Below are 1,486 nucleotides of genomic sequence, written 5' to 3' on the forward strand. Positions count from 1 at the left end.
CCCGCCGCTATCTGCCTGAGGGCAGCATGGACCAGCTCTACCCTGGCGAGCAGGCTCGCGACCAACTACCACCCACCGCATGACCGTTGGCAAACGACCACTACACCACTTCACGGGACATGACCAGTTCGTCGAACGGGAAGGCCACGCGAAGGTGCCACGAGCCTTCAAGACCGCAGAGGGGCTGTCGCTCGGGGCCTGGCTCAACAACACCAAAGCCCGCCGGGCGAAACTCACCGACGAGCAGCGCGCGCAGCTCGCCGAGCACGGCGTGGAGTGGGCGTAGCGTCCGCACCAGAGAGAGGTGCCGGTGACACCCACCGCTCCCCCCGGTGACAGGAAACTGCAGCGACGTCACCGGCCTGACGCTGGAAACCGCATCACGATGACGCCACATCGGGCCGGGCGGGTGCCTGGCCCGGCGGTACGCTGCCAGGGCGCCGAGAAGGCATTGGAAGGCCGTCGCCTGCGGGTGGCGGCCTTCCGGCTTCTACCGCGCCGGGTGGGCTGATGCAGACGGACATCCAGATCGGGCCGACGGGTCAGAAGTCACTGCCGCTGTCGGTCGTCTGAGGCTCATGCCCGGCGGATCGTTCCGGGCGCACGCAACTGGCATCTCGTCGGAGCACGTCTCGATGTGTGGCAACGTCAGAAGTCTTTGCTCGCAATGGCCATACGAGGTCGAACCGTGTGGCCGAGAGGATCAGGAGCCGTTCCATGTCGGATGAGATCACACTGCACCCCTTCGCCTGGCCACCTGCCCCGATCAAGACCGAGCGGCTCGTGCTCCGCGAGTCCGAGGCCCGGGACCGTGCGGCGTTCATCGAGCTGTTCACCTCACCAGAGGTGGGCACCTACATCGGTGGTTCCCGACCGCGTGACGAGCTCGAGCGCACGATGCCCAAGGTGCCCGGGCGGCGCTTCGGCTTCTTCGTGGTCGAGCTCGACGGAGCGACGATCGGCATGATCACGCTCGATCGGCGCGACACGGAGCGTCCGGGTCACGTCCGTCCGGAAGGCGGGGAGACCGAGCTCGGCTACATGTTCCTGCCGCAGGCCTGGGGATGCGGGTACGCCGCCGAGGCGTGCGCGGCAGCGCTCGACTGGTTCGCCGGCGCGCTCCCCGGTGAGCCGGTGGTGCTCTCCACCCAGACCGCCAACGACGCCTCGATGCGCGTCGCGGCGAAGCTGGGATTCACCGAGGTGGAGCGGTTCGAGGAGTACGGCGCCGAGCAGTGGTTCGCCGTGTGGCCCTCGGTCACGCCCTCCGATTGAGCTCATGCCCGACAGGGCGGGAGGCTGCGCGGTCGGTGGCGGGTCGGGAGGGCGGGTAGCCGGCCTTCGTGGTGCTGTCGCTAGTAGGGCTTTGTTAGGTGCGGTGGTGTGGTTCGGGTTCCGGGGTGGGTTGGCCGCATATGGAGCAGGCGCCGGTCCAGGTGGCCAGGAGGGCCTGGAGTTCGCGGAGGACCGCGTACAGGGTCAGGCC

The 1,486-nt window shown here is 68.3% G+C and carries 2 protein-coding genes; both read left to right on the plus strand.

The window, feature by feature from the left end:
• Nucleotides 1–79 precede the first annotated feature (79 nt).
• Nucleotides 80–286 carry a helicase associated domain-containing protein gene (locus KV557_RS41740; RefSeq protein WP_218207342.1) on the plus strand — a complete coding sequence of 69 codons (207 nt, stop codon included), beginning with the start codon at nt 80–82 and terminating at the stop codon, nt 284–286.
• Nucleotides 287–717: 431 nt separating this feature from the next.
• Nucleotides 718–1,275: a GNAT family N-acetyltransferase gene (locus KV557_RS41745; protein WP_218207343.1), complete on the plus strand. Its 558-nt coding sequence runs from the start codon at nt 718–720 to the stop codon at nt 1,273–1,275.
• The last annotated feature ends 211 nt before the right edge of the window (nt 1,276–1,486 follow it).

The sequence above is a fragment of the Kitasatospora aureofaciens genome (assembly GCF_019192735.1).
Taxonomy (GTDB): domain Bacteria; phylum Actinomycetota; class Actinomycetes; order Streptomycetales; family Streptomycetaceae; genus Kitasatospora; species Kitasatospora aureofaciens_A.

Coding starts and splice junctions, on each gene's coding strand:
- KV557_RS41740 (WP_218207342.1), top strand. CDS start 80: ATGACCGTTGGCAAACGACCACTACACCACTTCACGGGACATGACCAG.
- KV557_RS41745 (WP_218207343.1), top strand. CDS start 718: ATGTCGGATGAGATCACACTGCACCCCTTCGCCTGGCCACCTGCCCCG.